Annotated in this window: 16 protein-coding genes and 1 pseudogene; 6 read left to right on the top strand and 11 right to left on the bottom strand. The window is 72.9% G+C overall.

Annotation, left to right across the window (positions count from 1 at the left end):
• Positions 1-26: 26 nt before the first annotated feature.
• Genes AB0D10_RS35625 through AB0D10_RS35615 form a run of 3 tightly spaced genes read left to right on the top strand, consistent with a single transcriptional unit; the run spans position 27 to position 1,832 of the window.
• Entirely contained in the window at positions 27-287 is a 261-nt protein-coding gene (locus AB0D10_RS35625) for a multiubiquitin domain-containing protein (protein WP_360263732.1), read from the top strand.
• Entirely contained in the window at positions 262-1,431 is a 1,170-nt protein-coding gene (locus AB0D10_RS35620) for a ThiF family adenylyltransferase (protein ID WP_360263730.1), read from the top strand. The genes AB0D10_RS35625 and AB0D10_RS35620 overlap by 26 nt, the downstream gene beginning before the upstream one ends.
• The gene (locus tag AB0D10_RS35615; RefSeq protein WP_360263728.1) at positions 1,428-1,832 is read left to right on the top strand and encodes a DUF6527 family protein; all 405 of its coding nucleotides are present in this window, start codon (positions 1,428-1,430) and stop codon (positions 1,830-1,832) included. Before AB0D10_RS35620 ends, AB0D10_RS35615 begins: the two co-directional genes overlap by 4 nt.
• Before the next feature lie 97 nt (positions 1,833-1,929).
• Here the strand turns inward: AB0D10_RS35615 and AB0D10_RS35610 are convergent, their stop codons facing one another.
• A complete protein-coding gene (locus AB0D10_RS35610; RefSeq protein ID WP_360263725.1) occupies positions 1,930-2,772 on the bottom strand; it encodes a hypothetical protein in 843 nt (280 codons plus the stop codon).
• Between the two features lie 94 nt (positions 2,773-2,866).
• On the opposite strand from AB0D10_RS35610, the gene AB0D10_RS35605 reads away from it, so the two are divergent.
• Positions 2,867-3,487 (top strand): L-threonylcarbamoyladenylate synthase, encoded by a 621-nt coding sequence (locus AB0D10_RS35605; protein ID WP_360263723.1) that lies wholly within the window; start codon positions 2,867-2,869, stop codon positions 3,485-3,487.
• A 24-nt stretch (positions 3,488-3,511) separates the two neighbouring features.
• On the opposite strand, the gene AB0D10_RS35600 is transcribed toward AB0D10_RS35605, so the two are convergent.
• A complete protein-coding gene (locus AB0D10_RS35600; protein WP_360263720.1) occupies positions 3,512-4,225 on the bottom strand; it encodes a hypothetical protein in 714 nt (237 codons plus the stop codon).
• Between the two features lie 196 nt (positions 4,226-4,421).
• On the opposite strand from AB0D10_RS35600, the gene AB0D10_RS35595 reads away from it, so the two are divergent.
• On the top strand, positions 4,422-5,084 hold the full coding sequence (locus tag AB0D10_RS35595; protein WP_360263718.1) for an NAD(P)-binding domain-containing protein: 663 nt from the start codon (positions 4,422-4,424) through the stop codon (positions 5,082-5,084).
• Positions 5,085-5,165: 81 nt separating this feature from the next.
• Here the strand turns inward: AB0D10_RS35595 and galK are convergent, their stop codons facing one another.
• The 9 genes from galK to AB0D10_RS35550 form a co-directional block, all read right to left on the bottom strand.
• Complete coding sequence (gene galK, locus AB0D10_RS35590) at positions 5,166-6,296, bottom strand: galactokinase (protein WP_360263715.1); 1,131 nt, start codon at positions 6,294-6,296, stop codon at positions 5,166-5,168.
• Positions 6,293-7,399 (bottom strand): galactose-1-phosphate uridylyltransferase, encoded by a 1,107-nt coding sequence (gene galT / locus AB0D10_RS35585; RefSeq protein WP_360263711.1) that lies wholly within the window; start codon positions 7,397-7,399, stop codon positions 6,293-6,295. Before galT ends, galK begins: the two co-directional genes overlap by 4 nt.
• Before the next feature lie 250 nt (positions 7,400-7,649).
• Entirely contained in the window at positions 7,650-8,825 is a 1,176-nt protein-coding gene (locus tag AB0D10_RS35580; RefSeq protein ID WP_360263708.1) for a LacI family DNA-binding transcriptional regulator, read from the bottom strand.
• 42 nt (positions 8,826-8,867) lie between these two features.
• Positions 8,868-10,616, bottom strand: a complete 1,749-nt coding sequence (locus tag AB0D10_RS35575) for a glycoside hydrolase family 36 protein (protein ID WP_360263705.1) — start codon at positions 10,614-10,616, stop codon at positions 8,868-8,870.
• A gap of 2 nt (positions 10,617-10,618) precedes the next feature.
• Complete coding sequence (locus AB0D10_RS35570; RefSeq protein WP_360263703.1) at positions 10,619-11,446, bottom strand: carbohydrate ABC transporter permease; 828 nt, start codon at positions 11,444-11,446, stop codon at positions 10,619-10,621.
• Positions 11,443-12,381, bottom strand: coding sequence for a sugar ABC transporter permease (locus tag AB0D10_RS35565; protein ID WP_360263700.1), 939 nt, complete (start codon positions 12,379-12,381; stop codon positions 11,443-11,445). The genes AB0D10_RS35570 and AB0D10_RS35565 overlap by 4 nt, the downstream gene beginning before the upstream one ends.
• Positions 12,378-13,724, bottom strand: a complete 1,347-nt coding sequence (locus tag AB0D10_RS35560) for a sugar ABC transporter substrate-binding protein (RefSeq protein ID WP_360263697.1) — start codon at positions 13,722-13,724, stop codon at positions 12,378-12,380. Before AB0D10_RS35560 ends, AB0D10_RS35565 begins: the two co-directional genes overlap by 4 nt.
• A gap of 356 nt (positions 13,725-14,080) precedes the next feature.
• Positions 14,081-15,448 (bottom strand): diaminopimelate decarboxylase, encoded by a 1,368-nt coding sequence (gene lysA, locus AB0D10_RS35555; protein ID WP_360263695.1) that lies wholly within the window; start codon positions 15,446-15,448, stop codon positions 14,081-14,083.
• A gap of 50 nt (positions 15,449-15,498) precedes the next feature.
• Complete coding sequence (locus AB0D10_RS35550; protein ID WP_360263692.1) at positions 15,499-15,678, bottom strand: hypothetical protein; 180 nt, start codon at positions 15,676-15,678, stop codon at positions 15,499-15,501.
• 317 nt (positions 15,679-15,995) lie between these two features.
• Between AB0D10_RS35550 and AB0D10_RS35545 the strand changes: the two are divergent.
• Positions 15,996-16,543: pseudogene (locus AB0D10_RS35545) on the top strand (potassium-transporting ATPase subunit B); the annotation flags it as partial.

The following is a 16,543-nucleotide window of genomic DNA, read 5'->3' as shown; positions in this document are numbered from 1 at the left end:
CACGCAACTCATCTTTAGGAGGACTCATGTCCCAGGACAGCCACGGGCCCACACCCCTCACGATCGTCGTCAACGCCCGCCCGCACACTTGGGTGGCGAAGAAGATCACCTTCGAGCAGGTCGTCGACCTCGCCTATCCCGGCCAGGCACCGACCGGCCAGGACACCTACACCGTCCGCTACAGCCGCGGCCAGGACGGACACGGAGCGGGCAGCCTCACGGCCGGCCACAGCGCCACGGTGAAGAAGGGGATGGTCTTCGATGTCTACCGCACTTCTCGCTCGTGACGCCGACCTGGCCCGCCTTCTCGACGACGGCTACGACGTCGTCATCCACGCCGGCCACCTCATCATCCGGCACATCCCGTACGTCACCGAGAACCGCACTGTCGAGCACGGCTTCCTCACCTACCCCGTGACCGTCAGCGGAGACCGCCTGGAGTCCGGTACCGACCACCGCATCTGGTTCAGCGGCTCCGTCCCGTGCGATGAGCACGGCTGGCCGCTGGCGCTGGCGACCGCGGAACACCGGGAAATCTCCAACGGCATGCGGGCGGACTTCATGCTCTCCAGCAAGCCCGGGCCCGACGGCTACCCGGACGAGTACACGAAGATCACCGCGTACGCCCGGATCATCGCCGACCAGGCCCGCGCACTCGACTCCTCAGCGAGCCCCACCCCGGGCGCGGCCTGGCAGGAGATCGACGACGACAGTCCCTTCGTCTACCGGGACACCGCCACATCTCGCGCCGGCATCGCGGCCGTCAACCGCCGCTTCCGTGGCCATCGCGTCGTGATCGTCGGCCTCGGAGGCACCGGCAGCTACATCCTCGACCAAGTAGCCAAGACCGAGGTCGAGTCGATCCTCCTCGTCGACGGCGACACCTTCGACAACCACAACGCGTTCCGGGCTCCAGGCGCCCCGACCCTCGACATCCTGCGCGGCCGCCCGGCCAAGGCCGTCTACCTCGCCTCGATCTACTCGAACATGCACCGGGGCGTGACGGCGTGCGAGCAGTACCTCGACGAGGAGAACCTCGACCTGCTCACCGGAGCAACGTTCGTTTTCCTCGCCTCCGACGACGCCACCGGCAAACCGGCGATCATCGACTGGCTGGAAGCGCACAAGGTGCCGTTCATCGACGTCGGCATGGGCGTCGATGAGGTCGACGGCCGCCTCAGCGGACTGCTGCGTGTCACCACGAGTCTTCCCACCCGTCGTGTCCCAGCCCGCCGCCGCATCCCGCAGCCGGCTCTCGAACGCGATGCCTACGGGCGGAACATTCAGACCGCGGACCTGAACGCGCTGAACGCCGTCCTGGCCGTCATCCGTTGGAAGCGCTTCATCGGCATCTACGCCGACGCCACCGATGAGGGACACAGCACCTACTCGCTGATCACCAACGAGATCGCCAACGAGGACCTCCCGTGACCGCCCAGGACACCCTGCGTCCGGTCTTCACCGAGACGTTCCCTCCGGCGATGGATCCAGGGAAGCTGTACATCTCGATCCCCTACCGCACCTGCGGTCACCTGTGCTGTTGCGGCTGCGGACACGAAGTCATCACACCGCTCTCCCCCGCGCAGTGGAAGCTCACTTTTGATGGCGAGAACGTATCCCTGGCCCCGTCGATCGGCAACTGGTCGCTCCGCTGCCAGTCGCACTACTGGATCCATGACGGTCGCGTCCGCTGGAGCCACCGGTACTCGGCGGCGGAGATCGATCAGAACCGGGCCCGCGATCGTCGCCTGCTCGACCCGAGCACCCCGGTCCCCGCACCAGAACCAACTTCCAGGCTCCGACGCCTGTGGACGCCCGGACGATCATCCTGACGAACCCCATCACCCTGTATGACCACACCAATGCACAGCCCGCCGCGGGCGTGCCGGCCTGGACGAAGGTGATCAACTTCGTTTCAGATCAGATGAGTTAAATGACACGTTCCGGTGTCCGCTTGACTACGGCGAACAGGAAGAACATCGTCTCGAACTCGGCGGCGGTCAGGCCGGCTTCGCGCATGCGGGCGACGATGCTGCCCGGCGGTGGCTGTTCGGCGAGTGCGTGGGCGTAGGCGAACATGTCGGCGAGGGCGGCGCGAGAGCGCGGGTTGAGCGGGCGGCCGTCGCGGGTGGTGAGGGCAGTGGGCCGGTGGACGAGCGCGGTGCGGCCCATGTCTGTGAGCTGGGACGGGTCGGCGGTACTGGACCGGGCGTAGTCGGGATCCTGGTAGCCGATCACACGATTCGACCAGTCGACCAGCAGCTGCCGGTCCTGCTCCGGCACGCCGAGAATTCGCGCCAGCGTCCACACGGGCAGGTCGGCGGCGAGCGGCACGAAGTCGGCCTCGCCCAAGTGCCGGATCGCCTGGACGAGTTCGGCTGCGCGCTCCTCGATGGCCGTGGTCAGCTCGTGCAGCGCACGTGGCGTGAACGCGGCCGCGACGGCCCGGCGCAGCCGGGAGTGGTCGGGCGGGTCCTGGTTGAGCATCATCGCCCGGGCGAACTCAAGATCGGCCGGGGTGTCGGGGTCTCGGATCTGGGTCCCGCCGAGGTGCGAGGAGAAGTCCTCCGGGCTACGCAGCACCTGCTTCACGTCCGTATGCCGCAGCACCGCCCAATACCCCGGGCCGGCCGGCCAGTCCCCCACCGCCGGCTCCTCCACCCAGCACACCGGCGCCTCGGCCCGCAGCTCGCGGAACAGGTCGTACGGCACGCCCTCGGCGTAGGTGGCGGGGAGGAAGATCCGGTTCGCCCGCGCCTGATCGAAGCCCATGCCGACCGACCGTACGCCGTGCCCCGACGACCTGCCAGGACGCGGGACGACGCGGCTGCGGGCGTCGGTCGCCGGGATCCCGTAGGGTCGGCCAATGGCGAAGTACTTCGACGTGCATCCAGAGTCCCCCCAGCCGCGCACGATCGGCACCGTGGCGGACAGCCTCCGGTCCGGGGCCCTCATCGCGTACCCGACCGACTCCTGTTTCGCCCTGGGCTGCCGGCTGGACAACCGCGACGGCCTCGAACGGATCCGGTCGATCCGGCGTCTCGACGAACGCCACCACTTCACCCTGATGTGCGAGGACTTCGCGCAGCTGGGGCAGTTCGTCCAGCTCGACAACAACGTCTTCCGGGCCGTCAAGGCCGCGACGCCGGGCAATTACACCTTCATCCTGCCCGCCACCAAGGAAGTCCCCCGCCGCCTGATGCACCCGAAGAAGAAGACGGTGGGCGTCAGGATCCCCGACCACGTCGTCACCCGGGCCCTGCTCGCCGAACTCGGTGAGCCCCTGCTCTCCAGCACCCTGGTCCTCCCCGGCGACGACGAACCGATGACCCAGGGGTGGGAGATCAAGGAACGGCTCGACCACGTGCTGGACGCCGTGGTGGACTCGGGCGACTGCGGCACGGAACCGACGACGGTCGTCGACTTCTCGGGCGGCGCACCGGAGATCGTCCGGCGCGGGGCCGGTGATCCCTCGCGCTTCGAGTGACGGGCCGGCCCGCGGCGGTGCGTCTCAGCTCCCGGCGGGGCCGGACGGGGCGACCGTCGCCAGGACGTCGTGCACGGTGAAGAGCTGTTCGAGCGGACCGGATCCGTCGGTCCGCTCGATCGCCTCCTCCACGGCGCGCCGGAGGGCCGGGCCGCGCAGCCACGCGGTGAAGGCCCGGTGGGCGGCGCCCCCGCGGTCCCAGAAGGCGTTGCGGGGCCTGCCGCCGCTTTCGAGCAGGAACTCGTGCAGCCGGTCGACGGCGGTCGCCGTCGCCAGGCGCTCCCACGCCGCCAGCCGGCCGTCGGTGCCCGCCGGGTCGGCGGCGGCGAGGGCGCACAGGACGGCCTCGGCGTCCCACCACGCGGGGCCGGTCAGGACGTCCGACCAGAGCGCGTCCAGGAGCTCGCGCAGGTACGGCGCCTCGGGCCAGGCGCACCAGCCCGCCTGGGCCAGCTTGAGGCAGAACGGCTCCAGGTCGGGGAGGGTGAGCTCGCCGGTGAGGAGGAGCTGAAGGATCCGGGGCGTGAAGTACCGCAGGTCGACCGAGGAGCCGACGGTGTTCAGCACCGACGCGGCGTACCGCGACAGGTCCTCGGGCCCGAGCCGCTCCCGGGGCGTGCGGAGCAGGGCGTCGAGCACGGCCGGCGGAGTGCAGCAGGGGCAGGCGTCGATCACGGTGGGTCGCGGCGCGGCCGCGAAGGCGTCGGACAGGCCGTCGACGAGGTTCTGAAGTGCCATGGTGGGGCCATTCAACACGGGTCGCGGGCACACGTCCCCGGGTCCGGTCGACCTGCGCCCCCGGGTCCCTGTCCGGGACCGGGACCGGGACCGGGAAATTCACCCCTGTGCGGGGAATCGCAGCGATCACCGGGTGGTTGGGCCAAGGCGACGAGCCAGTACGGACATCGCGGTACTCGCAGACGAGGGGCTTCCCATGAAGATCGGCATCATCGGCGCGGGCAACATCGGCGGCAACCTGACCCGGCGGCTGACCGCGCTGGGGCACGACGTCTCGGTGGCCAACTCGCGCGGCCCGGAGACGTTGAAGGGCCTGGTCGAGGAGACCGGCGCGACGGCGGTGACGGTCCCCGAGGCGGCGCGCGGCGCCCAGGTCGTGGTCGTGACCGTCCCGCTGAAGAACGTGCCGGACCTGCCCGCCGGGCTGTTCGACGGGGCCGCCGAGGGCGTGGCCGTGATCGACACCGGCAACTACTACCCGAAGGAGCGCGACGGCCGGATCGACGCGATCGAGGACGGCGGCATCACCGAGAGCCGGTGGACGGAGCAGCACCTGGGGCACCCGGTGGTGAAGGTGTTCAACGGCACCTACGCGCAGGACCTGCTGGAGCGGCCGCTGCCGGCCGGCGACCCGGAGCGGATCGCCGTGCCGGTGGCGGGTGACGACGAGGCGGCGAAGCGGGTCGTCCGGGCGCTGGTCGACGAGCTGGGCTTCGACACGGTGGACGCGGGCGGCATCGACGACTCCTGGCGCCAGCAGCCGGCCACGCCGGTGTACGGGCTGCGCGCCGGGGTCGAGGCCGTGACCCGGGCGCTCGCGGAGGCGTCCCCGGAGCGCCCGGCGGCCCACCGGGCCTGAGCCCGGTGCCGGTGCCCCAGGGCTTGAACGCAGGCTCCGGGGCACGGGCACCAGCACCTGCGCCGGGCGCCGGGAGCGGCCTCAGGCGAGCCGGCGCGCCCCCTCGGCCGGAACGGCGGTGAGGGTTCGCGGCTCGGCGTACCCCGCGGCGCGGAAGGCCGCGGTGACCTCGGCGGCGACGCGCCCCGCCTCGGCCGCGTCGACGAGGGCGATGACGGAGCCGCCGAAGCCGCCGCCGGTCATCCGGGCGCCGTGGGCGCCGGCGGCCAGGGCTGCTTCGACGGCGAGGTCGGTCTCCGGGCAGGACACCCGGTAGTCGTCGCGCAGCGAGGCGTGTCCGGCGGTGAGGACCGGGCCGAGCGCGGCCGGGTCCCCGGCGTCCAGGTGGGCGACGGCTTCCTCCACCCGAGCGTTCTCGGTGACGACGTGGCGCACCAACGGGCCTAGCTCCGTGGGGAGTTGTGCGAGCGCGTCGGCGAGTGCGGACGGCTGCAGGGAGCGCAGTGCGGGCAGCCCGAGCATGGCGGCGGCCCGTTCGCAGCCGGCCCGCAGGGCCGCGTACGCGCCGTCCCCGAGGTCGTGTTTGACCCGGGTGTCCAGGACCAGCAGCGCGAGGCCCGCACCGGCGAGGTCGACCGGCACCTGGCGTGCCGTCAGGTCCCGGCTGTCCAGGAACAGCGCGGCGCCGGGGCGGCAGCACATCGAGGCCATCTGGTCCATGATCCCGCACGGCACGCCGACGAAGGCGTTCTCGGCCCGCTGGGCGAGCAGGGCGAGGTCGGGTGCGGTGAGGCCGAGTCCGTACAGGTCGGCGTAGGCGGTGGCGACGACGCACTCCAGGGCCGCCGAGGAGGAGAGTCCGGCGCCGCCGGGGACGTCGCTGTCCAGCCGGATGTCGGCGCCGCCGACCTGGTGTCCGGCCTCGCGCAGCGCCCACACCACTCCGGCGGGGTAGCCGGCCCAGCCGGGCACCGCGCCGGGCGCGAGGTCGGCGATTCGCAGTTCGGTGACCGGCCCGCCGCCCTGGGCGGACCAGAGCCGCAGCCGTCCGTCGTCCCGGCGGGCCGCCCGGGCGCGGACGGTCTGCGGGAGGGCGATCGGCAGCACGAACCCGAGGTTGTAGTCGGTGTGTTCGCCGATCAGGTTCACCCGGCCGGGGGCGGCCCACTCCCCTTCGGCGGGGCGGCCGTAGAGCGCGGTGAAGGTTTTCACGGGGCGACCTCCCGCAGCCGCCGGGCCGCGGCCTCGGGGGTGACGTCGTTGACGAAGGCGTCCATGCCGGATTCCACGCCGGCCAGGTACTTGAGTTTGTCGGCGGTGCGCCGGATGGTGAACAGCTCCAGGTGCAGGGCGAGTTCGGCGTGCTGCCCGGCGGGCGCCTGGTGCCAGGCGGAGATGTACGGGGTGCGGCCTGCGGGGAAGAGCCGGTCGAAGCGGCGCAGCAACTCCAGGTAGATCGCCGGGAATTCGGCGCGCTGCGGTTCGTCGAGGGCGGTCAGGTCGGGGACCCGGCGGTGCGGGTACAGGTGCACCTCGTAGGGCCAGCGGGCGGCGAAGGGCACGAAGGCCGTCCAGTGGGTGCCGGCGAGGACGGTCCGCTCGCCGTGGGCGCGTTCGGCGGCGAGCAGGTCCTCGAAGAGGTTGCGGCCGGTGGCGGCGCGGTGGTCGGCGGCCCGGACGGCCGTCCGGGCGGTGCGCGGGGTGGTGAAGGGGAAGGCGTAGATCTGGCCGTGCGGGTGGGCGAGGGTGACGCCGATCTCGGCGCCCCGGTTCTCGAAGCAATAGACCTGTTCGACGCCCGGCAGGGCTGAGAGTTCGGCGGTGCGGTCGGTCCAGGCGTCGAGGACGAGGCGGGCCCGTTCGGGGGTGAGGTCGGCGAAGGAGGCGTCGTGGTCGGCGGTGAAGCAGACCACCTCGCAGCGGCCGGCGCCGGGGCCCGCGGTCCACAGGCCGTCGGCGTCCCGGGAGGGGTCGGCCGGCGGGCCTGCGAGCGAGGGGAAGCGGTTCTCGAAGACGGCCACCTGGTAGTCCTCGGCCGGGATCTCGCTGAGCCGCCCGTCCCGGGACGGGCAGAGCGGGCACTCCTCGGCGGGCGGCTGGTAGGTGCGGGCCTGGCGGTGGGCGGCGATGGTGACCCGGTCGCCGGTGACGGGGTCGAGCCGGACCTGGGAGCCGGGGACCTGCGGGTCCAGCGGGCGCCGGTCGGCGGCGTTCCGGGGGGCGGCGGTGCCGCGGTCGTAGTAGATCAGCTGCCGACCGTCCGCGAGTTCGGTCACGGTCCTGCCGGTGGGCTGGGTCAGGGTTGTCCCCGCCATGGCCTTCTTCCTCCGAGTGAAGCCATTGGAATCAACAGAAAGCTACAATCTCAAACACTATCCACCAGCACCACTGGCCGGCAGTGGTCGAAGGAAGCCTCCCGACGGCTGACAGCGCGCGGTTGGTCTCCGCCTCGGCCGGGTTGGGCGTGGTCGGCCCGGCCCCGGGGGAGAGGCCGTGGCAGCTGGTCGGCGAGCTGATCGTCGCCCCGGCCGCCGCCCAGCCGCCGCCGTCACCCAGCCCCGGCCGTCACCCAGCCCCGGCCGTCGCCTGACTTCCGGCCGCCGTCGCGCCGTCGGCCGCCACCTGCCCACCGGCCGCCGCCCCGCCGTCGCCCGCCAGCTGACGGCCGGGCAGCGGCCACCCGCTGCTCCCCCGCACCACCAGCTCGGTCGCCAGCTCCGCCCCGGCCGACGGCACCGCCCCGTCCCGCACCTGGCCGAGCAGCCGGTCCACCAGCGCGGCGGCGATCGCCCGCAGCGGCAGCCGGACGGAGGTCAGCGCAGGGTGCAGGTGGCGGCAGAGCGGCGTGTCGTGGAAGCCGGTCACGGCCACCCCGCCGGGCCCGACCACCAGCCCCTCCGCCCGGACCGCCTCGTACACGTCCAGCGCCAGCAGGTCGCTGCCCGCCGCGAAGGCGGTCGGCCGCTCGGGCCCGCGCAGCAGCGCCCGGACGGCGGTGACCGCCGGCCCGGACCCGCCCGGGCCCGCAGCCGCCGCCCCGGCCGTCCCCGGCGCGGGGAGCGCCACCGCGGACAGCCCCAGCCGCCGGGCCTCGGCGAGGAAGCCCGCCCGCCGGGCCGCCATCCAGGGCAGGTCCTCGGCGGCCCCGAGGTAGCCGATCCGGCGGTGGCCGAGCTCCGCGAGGTGGCGCACCACCGCGGCCGTCGCGGCGTCGTTGGCGATGTCCACCCAGTGCTGCGGCTGCCCCGGTCCGGTGCGGCCGAAGCTGACGAAGGGGACGCCGAGCCGGGCGACGTGCGCGATCCGGGCGTCCTCGGCGAGCACGTCCGCCAGCACCAGGCCGTCCACCTGACGGGCCGCCACCAGTTCGTCGATCGCGGCCGCCGGGTCGCCCGCCGGCGGGGCGGGCCGGAACAGCAGCACCCGCTGGCCCTCGGCCCCGGCCGCGTCGACCAGGGCCTCCAGGAAGCCGGCCATCAGCGGGTTGGGGTCGAGCGGGTCGTCCACCGGGGCGAGGTAGCCGAGGGTGCGCCGGGCACCGCTGCGCAGGGAACGCGCCGACTGGTCGGGCTGGTACCCGAGTTCGCGGATCGCGGCGGTGACCCGGTCCAGGGTCTCGGGGCGGACCCGCTGCGGGGCGTTGAGCGCGTTGGAGACGGTCTGCCGGGAGACCCCGGCCGCGCGGGCGACCTCCTCGATCGTGCTGGCGCCGCGGCGCGGCCGCTGCGGTCCCTCGGGCATGCGTCCCCTCCCAACTGGTACGGCGGGCCCGGCCGGGCACGGTCAGCGGCGGCGCAGGGTGAGCAGCCCGCCGCGCGGTACGGGGACCGGCTCCGACCGGTCCAGTGCGACCTCGCCCTGCCGGACGATACGCCCCCGGGCGTCCTGCACCGTCATCGCGGCCGTGCCGCTGCCGCCGGTGAGCCTGACGTCCGGGTCGGCGTCGGCGTTGGCGACCAGCAGGGTGCGCCAGTCGTCGCCGGAGGCATCCACCGGCAGTGCGGCGTAGCGGGCCACCGCGACGGTGTCGGCTCCGCGCGCGGTGACCATCGGGTAGCCGAGGTCGGGGCGGGCCGGGAGCAGCTCGCCGAGTTGCAGGGTGGCGGTGTGCTCGCGGACGACGCCGAGCCAGAAGGCGATCGCCTCGCGCTGTCCGTCGTCCTGCGCGGCGAGGTCGACGGAGATCTGCGGGACGGAGAACAGCACGTTGATCAGGTGGCAGGCGATCTGCTCCGGCGGCTCGGCCGGGTGCCACATCAGCATGTCGGCGTGGACCGGGACGGGCCCGGCGGCGAGCCGCACGTCGACGGTGCGCTGCCGGTTCTCCTGCGGGCTGAGCGGGCAGTCGGTGGCGCGGATCATCGTGACGTACGGCCACAGGCGCGGGCTGACGTACGGCTGGCGGTGCTCGATCATCGCCTCGGGGTTCGCGGCGGTGATCCGGCGGCGGATCCCGGCGAGCAGCCGTTCGACGCCCTCGTCGACGCCCGCGCAGTCCGCCTCGGGGCCGGGCGCCGGGGCGTCGGCGCGCGCGAACCAGTCGACGAAGTCGACCTTGAGCCCGTCCATGCCCCACTCCTCGACGGCGCGCACGAGCCGGTCGGTGAGGAAGTCGCGGACCTCGGGGTAGCGCGGGTCGGCGACGACCGCGCCCATGTGGGCGGCGTCGGCGAGCGCGTGGTGGCCGATCTTCCGGTACGCGGCGCTGTCCTTGCCGATGAACGGCAGTGCGTACCAGAGCAGGTAGCGCACCCCGAGGTCGTGGACGCGCCGCACGTGGGCGGCGGTGTCGGGCAGCGAGACCGGCTCCCAGTCGCCGCAGTGGGCGTAGCCGCGGGTGCGGTCGGCGGTCATCCAGCCGTCGTCCACGATGATCACGTCCAGGCCGAGTTCCTTGCCGAGCGCGGCCTGGGTCTCGACGCCCTCGGGCGAGACGTCCTGGTGCATGGAGTACCAGGTGGAGTACGCGGGGCGGCGGGCGGCCTCGGGGATGTCGGCCGTGTGGTCGGCGCCCCACCAGGCGGTGAGGTCGGCCAGGCAGCGGGCGTAGTGCCGGCGCGAGGTGTCGATCCGGACGGTCAGGCCCTCGGGGGCCTGGGCCCAGAACCGGAACTCGCCGGTCTCCTCGACGACTCCGGCGCCGGCCAGCACGTCCGGGCGCCCGGCGGCGAAGGCGCAGAGCGCGACGTCCCCGGTGCCGACCAGTGCGGCGATCGGCGCGCCGACGGTCAGGCCGGTGCGGCGCGGGGCGCTCCAGGCGGCGGGCAGCCAGCCGGTGCCGCGCGGCTCGGGCGTCCACAGGGCGGTGGCGTCGACGCAGGGGACGCGCCATTCGATCCGGACCTCGCCGGAGTCCTCGGCGGTCACCTCCACCACCCCGTCGGCGACCTCCCGGGCCGTGGCGGCGCCGCTGACCAGCAGGTCCAGCCCCTGGGCGTGGAGCGGGCGCAGGCCTCCGGCCGCGGTGGGGGCGTGCGGTTCCCAGATTTCGGTCGTGCTCTCGGTCATGCTCTCGGTCGTGCTCTCGGTCATGCTCAGCCTTTCGTGGCGCCGGCCAGCAGGCCGGAGATGAACTGCCGCTGGAGGACCAGGAAGAGGACCATCATCGGCAGGGTGGAGAGCGCGGTGCCGGAGAGGATCGCGCCGTAGTCGGTGTTGCTCTTGTTGCCGTGCAGCGTCGCGAGGGCCACCGGAAGGGTCTGCATCTCGGGGCTGCGCAGGGCCACCAGGGGCCAGACGAACTGGTTCCAGGAGCCCAGGAACAGGAAGATCGACAGGGCTGCCAGCACCGGTCGCATGACCGGCACGACGACGCTCCACAGCACCCGGAACTCGCCGGCGCCGTCCACCCGGGCAGCGTCCAGGAGTTCGTCCGGCAGGCTGGTCAACGACTGCCGCATCAGGAAGATGGCGAACGGCACGCAGAGGCCGGGCAGGATGAGCGCCTGGTACGTGTCGAGCAGGCCGAAGTTCATCATCATCTTGAACAGCGGCACCAGCATGACCTGTTCGGGCACCACGAGGGTGGAGAACAGGAGCGCGAACAGCACGGTCCGGCCGCGGAAGCGGAACTTGGCGAAGGCGTAGCCGGCCAGCAGCGCCACGACGAGCGCGCCGAGCGTCTGGATCCCGGCGACCAGCAGCGAGTTGCCGACCACCCGGAGCAGGCCGATCTTGGCCTGGAGGTGGTCGAGGTTCTCGCCCAGGTGGCCGCCGGGCAGCAGTTTCGGCGGCCAGTCGAAGATCTCGGTGTCCTTGCGGGTGGAGGCGACCACCAGCCAGTAGAACGGTCCGATGGACAGTCCGGTGACGGCCGCGAGGGCGAAGGTCAGCGGCCAGCCCCGCAGTCTTTTCAGGTTCACTGGTCGCGCTCTCCCATCAGGCGCATCTGGACCGCGCCGAGCACCGACACCAGGAGGGTGAGCGCGTAGGCGATGGCGGAGGCGTAGCCGAAGTCGAAGTACCGGAAGCCGTTCTGGTACAGGTACATGGAGACGGTGAGGGTGGCGTTGTCCGGGCCGCCGCCGGTCAGCACGTAGGGCTCGTCGAAGAGTTGGAGCGTGCCGATGGTGGACAGGACGACGGTGAACAGCAGTACCGGGCGCAGCGCGGGCACGGTGATGGCGGTGAAGCGGCGGATCGGCCCGGCGCCGTCGACCATCGCGGCCTCGTAGAGCTCCTTGGGGATGCCCTGCAGGCCGGCCAGGTAGATGACGGCGTTGTAGCCGGTGTAGTGCCAGGTGAGCACGAGGACGACGGACATCCGGGCCCAGAACGGATCGCCCAGCCAGTCGACGGCGGGCAGGCCGACGGCGTTCAGCGCCCAGTTGACCGCACCGTCGTCGGTGTTGAGCAGGAAGGCGAAGATCACGCCGGTGGCGACCAGGCCGGTGACGGAGGGCATGAAGACGCCGAGCCGCCACACGGCCCGCCAGCGCACCAGCGCCGAGTTGATGCCGACGGCCATCAGCAGGGCCAGGCCGAGCATCAGCGGGACCTGGATGACGAGGATCTCGGCGGTGTTGCGCAGGGCCGTCCAGAACAGCGGATCGTCCAGCAGGCGCTGGTAGTTGGCGAGGCCGGCGCCGTGGGTGGCGGCGCCCGAGCCGGTGGTGAAGGACAGCAGCAGCGAGTCGACCACCGGGTAGGCCTTGAACACGCCGAAGGTGATCAGGGCGGGGGCGAGCAGGAGGTAGGGCACGGCCCTGCGGCGGGCCCGGGCCCTGCGGTGGGACCGCCCGGCGGCGGTGACCGCCACCGGTTCGCGCAGCGCGGCGGGTCGGGTGGTGGTGGTCATGCGATGCTGCGTCCGGTCTGCTGGGCGAGCTGCTTGGCGGCGTCCTGGAGGACGGCGGCCGGGTCTCCGCCCTTGAGGAAGACCTTGGTCTGCGCGTCGCTGGCGAGCTTGAGGGCGCGGGCGTAGTCGCCGGAGTAGTTGGTGGAGCCGCCGCCGTCGAGGGCCAGTTCGGTGAAGGTCTTCAGGACGGGCTGGTCACCGTAGAAGGCGCTGGGCTTGGCGTACATCGGGTCGGTGTACGCCGCGGTGAGGGCGGGGAAGACGCCGCCGGCGGTGAACATGCTGTTCACCGAGGCGGTGCGGGTGAGCGCGTACTCGACGAACTTCCAGGCCGCGCGGCGGCGCGGGCTGGAGGCGGCGACGGCGAGGTGGGTGGAGTTGACCAGCGCGGTGCGCCTGCCACCGGGGGTGACCGCCGGGGGCTTGGCGAGCCGCCAGTTGCCGCTCTGGTCGGCGAACTTCTTCTCCAGGTAGTGCGCGGCCCAGGCGGGCATCGGCGCGACGGCGATCTTGCCGGCCTTCATCAGGTTGCCCCAGCCCTGGTCGCCGGGGGCGTCGGCGATCAGCCCGGCGTCCTCCAGGTGCTTGACGGTGGTCATTGCCCGTACGTCCTCGGCCGAGCCGAGGGTGATCTTCCCCTGGAGGTCGAAGTAGAAGGCGCCCTGGAGCTGCATCAGGGACTGCAGGAAGTCGAGGTCGGGGCTGGGGTTGGCGGCCTTGTTGAGGCCGATCAGGGAGACGCCGGGGTTGGCGGCCTTGAAGCGGTCGGCGACGGCGATCAGGTCGTCCCAGGTGGCGAGGGCTTCGGGGTCGATGCCCGCCTTGTCGAAGTAGTCCTTGCGGTAGAAGAAGCCGAGCGGGTTGACCTCCCAGGGCAGCGCGTAGGCGTGCCCGTCCTTGCCGGTGACGACCGGCCACAGGCCCTTGGCGAACTTGTCCTTGTGGGCGTCGGCGCCGAACTCGGAGAGGTTGGCGAGGCCCCCGGGGAACTTCTCCATGTACCCGGGCAGGTAGTCGCAGCCGATGTGCAGGACGTCGCCGAGGCCCTGGCCGCCGGCCGCCATACCGACGGTGATCTTGTCCCAGATGGCGGGTTCGCCGATGTCCTGGACGTCGACCTTGATCCCGGGGTTGTCCTGCTCGAAGGCCGGGACGACGCCGCGCAGGGCCTCGGCGGCGGTGGCCCAGGACCAGACGGTGACGGTGCCGCTGTCGGCGTCCCCGCCGGAGGCGCCGCCCGAGCCGGAGCCGCCGCCACAGGCCGCGAGGGTGCCGCCGGCGGTGAGGGCCAGCAGGCCCGCTCCGGAGGCGCGGAGCAGATCGCGTCGAGAAAGGTGTGACATTGCATTCCTTTCGGTGGGGCGGCACTGGAAGGCAGAGGGAAGGGAGGGGTGGCGCTCATCGTGACGCTTGTTCGGTGTTTTGAACGTTCAAACACACAAAACAAACCAGAACCAAACAGGTTCCAACGAGCGGGTCACAGCAAACGCCCGCCCTCCCCGTGCCGTCAAGACCTGGGCACGGGAAGGACGGGCTCCGCAACCGTTCCGTTATCGATCACCGAGGCCGGGTCTCGGCGACAGAGGGCCCCGCCGACGACGAGATGACGACGTAACAGCGAGCGGCGAACTCTCCGACACCTGAACGCACATGCGCGGGAAGTCGGCCAGGCCGACTTCCCGCGCACCGTCAAAGCTTCTCAGCGGCCGACCTCCCGTGCCCGGAAGTCCTCGACCGTCTCCCGCCGGATCAGCAGCCGCGCCCGGCCGTCGCGAACCGCCACCACCGCCGGACGGCCGACCAGGTTGTACCCGGAGGCCATCGACAGCTGGTACGCACCGGCCGCGGGCACGGCCAGCAGGTCGCCGGGACGCAGGTCGGCGGGCAGCACCGCATCGCGTACCAGCACGTCGCCGGCCTCGCAGTGCCGGCCGACCACGTCCACCCGGGCCTCCCCCGCCTCCGAGCGGCGGCCCACCAGCCGGACGCTGTACGACGATCCGTACAGGGCGGGGCGCGGGTTGTCGCCCATCCCGCCGTCCACCGCGGCGAAGCAGCGGCCGTCGGTGCCGTGCTTGACCGACAGCACCCGGTACACCGCGACCGCCGCCGGGCCGGCGATCGCGCGGCCGGGCTCCACCACCAGGCGTGGCACCTCCAGCCCGGCCTCGGCGCAGCGCACCGCCAGCCGGTCGGTCACCCGGACGGCGAACTCGGCGGCGTCCAACTCCTCGTCCCCGGGCAGGTAGCGGATGCCGTGGCCGCCGCCGAGGTCCAGTTCGGGCAGCTCCACGCCGTGCCGCTCCCGCACCTGCGCGAGCAGCCGCACCAACGTGTCCACCGCCCGTAGGTACGGCTCCGCGTCGGCGATCTGCGAGCCCAGGTGGCAGTGCAGACCGGCGAGTTCGAGTCCGGGCTGGTCGAGGACCCGGGCGATCGCGTCGGCCGCGTCACCGCCCTCGATCGGGAAGCCGAACTTCTGCCCGCCGACGCCCGTGCGCACCGCCGCGTGGTGCCCGGCCGCGATCCCCGGGACGACCCGGACCAACACCTTCTGCGGGGTGTCGGCCGCCACCAGCGCGGCCAGCCGGGCGATCTCGGCCGGCCCGTCGATGACGATCCGCCCGACCCGCAGCCGACGGGCCAGCCGCAGCTCGTCCGGGGACTTCGCGTTGCCGTGCAGCAGGATCCGCTGCGCCGGGAAGCCCGCCGAGACCGCCAGCCACAGCTCGCCGGACGAGCAGACGTCCAGGCCCAGGCCCTCGTCGGCCACCCAGTCGGCCATCGCGCTGCACAGGAAGGCCTTGGCCGCGTACAGCACCTCGGCGTGCGGCAGCGCCCGCCGGTAGGCCCGGGCACGGGCCCTGACCTCGCCCTCGTCCAGCACGTACAGCGGGGTGCCGAACCGCTCGGCGGCCTCGGCCAGCCCGACCCCGCCGAGCAGCACGTCGGATCCCCGGCCGGGCCGCGCCGAAGCCGGCCAGGGGCTGCCGAGCGTGTCGGCCGGGGCGGTCGCCGGGGACGGGACGGGCGGGGACGGGACGGTCGGGGCTGTGAGCTGGGTCATGGCGGCTGCTCCTACGAAAGGGTCGTGCGGGGTGGGTCGCGGTCCTCGGTTCAGTCCTCGTAGTGCATCGCGAAGCGGCAGTGCGCCGGGCGGGTGCGGAGGCGGTCGCGCTCGGCCGCCGGGGCCGGTTCCGGCGGCTCGGGGCGGTCCGTGCGCCCGGTGGCGGACACCAGGCGGACAACGGGCTCCAGCGGCCGGTCGACATCGATGACGAGGGTGGCGGTGGTCACGGCGGGGTCCTTTCGGGTGGTGGGCCGTACGACCGGAGACTCGGTCAGTACGGCCGGGCCCCTCCAGTGGAGACCCTCCGCACACCGACCGCATCCCTCCTTGACGCAGGACCTACGCCCCCGCCGCCGACCTTGACGCCCTCCTGACAGCCCCGCACCGACCGCGTCAGGGTGGTGTCAAGGACGGCCGTTCCGGCGCCAAGCCCGTGTCAAGAACGGCATGGCCCGCGGGTCCCCAGTGGTGGGCTGGCCGCCGTCCCCGCCGTCCCCGAACCGCCGCCCACCCGACCGGGCGGCCCGGAAGGTCCCCCGAGACGATGCGCCGTTCGGCTCTCACCACACCGGACACCACCCCCGACCAGCAGAACTGGTTCCGCCGCCCGGAGCGGAGCCCGGCGCCGGCACCCGAGCCGCCGCCGAGCCACCGGCCCACGTCACCGGGAGGCCGACGCCGGCTCATCACCCGCCGCCAGCTGGCCGAGGCCCTGCCCGCCGCCGTCCGCAAGCTCCACCCGCGCACCATGGCACGCAACCCGGTCATGCTGGTGGTCGAGACCGGCTCCGCACTCACCACCATCAGCGCCGTCCTCCACCCCGGCGTCTTCGCCTGGGTCATCTCCTTCTGGCTCTGGCTGACCGTCCTGTTCGCCAATCTGGCCGAGGCCGTCGCCGAGGCCCGCGGCAAGGCCCAGGCCGATTCCCTGCGCCGCGCCCAGGCCGGCACCACCGCGCGCCGCCTGCTGCACTGGCGGGTCGGCACCCGCGACCGCCGCCACGAGACCATCCCCGCCGAGCAGTTGCTGCTGCACGACATCGTGCTGGTGCCGGCCGGCGAGGTGATCCCGCAGGACGGCGAGGTGGTCGA

It is taken from the genome of Kitasatospora sp. NPDC048545 (assembly GCF_040651155.1).
Lineage (GTDB): Bacteria > Actinomycetota > Actinomycetes > Streptomycetales > Streptomycetaceae > Kitasatospora.
The sequence above is the reverse complement of the archived record's forward strand: the minus strand, read 5'-3'. Positions and strand labels throughout refer to the sequence as shown.

Excerpts from the sequence above, each read along its gene's own strand:
- AB0D10_RS35625 (WP_360263732.1), top strand. The coding sequence starts at position 27 with ATGTCCCAGGACAGCCACGGGCCCACACCCCTCACGATCGTCGTCAAC.
- AB0D10_RS35620 (WP_360263730.1), top strand. The coding sequence starts at position 262 with ATGTCTACCGCACTTCTCGCTCGTGACGCCGACCTGGCCCGCCTTCTC.
- AB0D10_RS35610 (WP_360263725.1), bottom strand. The coding sequence starts at position 2,772 with ATGGGCTTCGATCAGGCGCGGGCGAACCGGATCTTCCTCCCCGCCACC.
- AB0D10_RS35605 (WP_360263723.1), top strand. The coding sequence starts at position 2,867 with ATGGCGAAGTACTTCGACGTGCATCCAGAGTCCCCCCAGCCGCGCACG.
- AB0D10_RS35600 (WP_360263720.1), bottom strand. The coding sequence starts at position 4,225 with ATGGCACTTCAGAACCTCGTCGACGGCCTGTCCGACGCCTTCGCGGCC.
- AB0D10_RS35595 (WP_360263718.1), top strand. The coding sequence starts at position 4,422 with ATGAAGATCGGCATCATCGGCGCGGGCAACATCGGCGGCAACCTGACC.
- galT (WP_360263711.1), bottom strand. The coding sequence starts at position 7,399 with ATGGCGGGGACAACCCTGACCCAGCCCACCGGCAGGACCGTGACCGAA.
- AB0D10_RS35580 (WP_360263708.1), bottom strand. The coding sequence starts at position 8,825 with ATGCCCGAGGGACCGCAGCGGCCGCGCCGCGGCGCCAGCACGATCGAG.
- AB0D10_RS35575 (WP_360263705.1), bottom strand. The coding sequence starts at position 10,616 with ATGACCGAGAGCACGACCGAGAGCATGACCGAGAGCACGACCGAAATC.
- AB0D10_RS35565 (WP_360263700.1), bottom strand. The coding sequence starts at position 12,381 with ATGACCACCACCACCCGACCCGCCGCGCTGCGCGAACCGGTGGCGGTC.
- AB0D10_RS35560 (WP_360263697.1), bottom strand. The coding sequence starts at position 13,724 with ATGTCACACCTTTCTCGACGCGATCTGCTCCGCGCCTCCGGAGCGGGC.
- lysA (WP_360263695.1), bottom strand. The coding sequence starts at position 15,448 with ATGACCCAGCTCACAGCCCCGACCGTCCCGTCCCCGCCCGTCCCGTCC.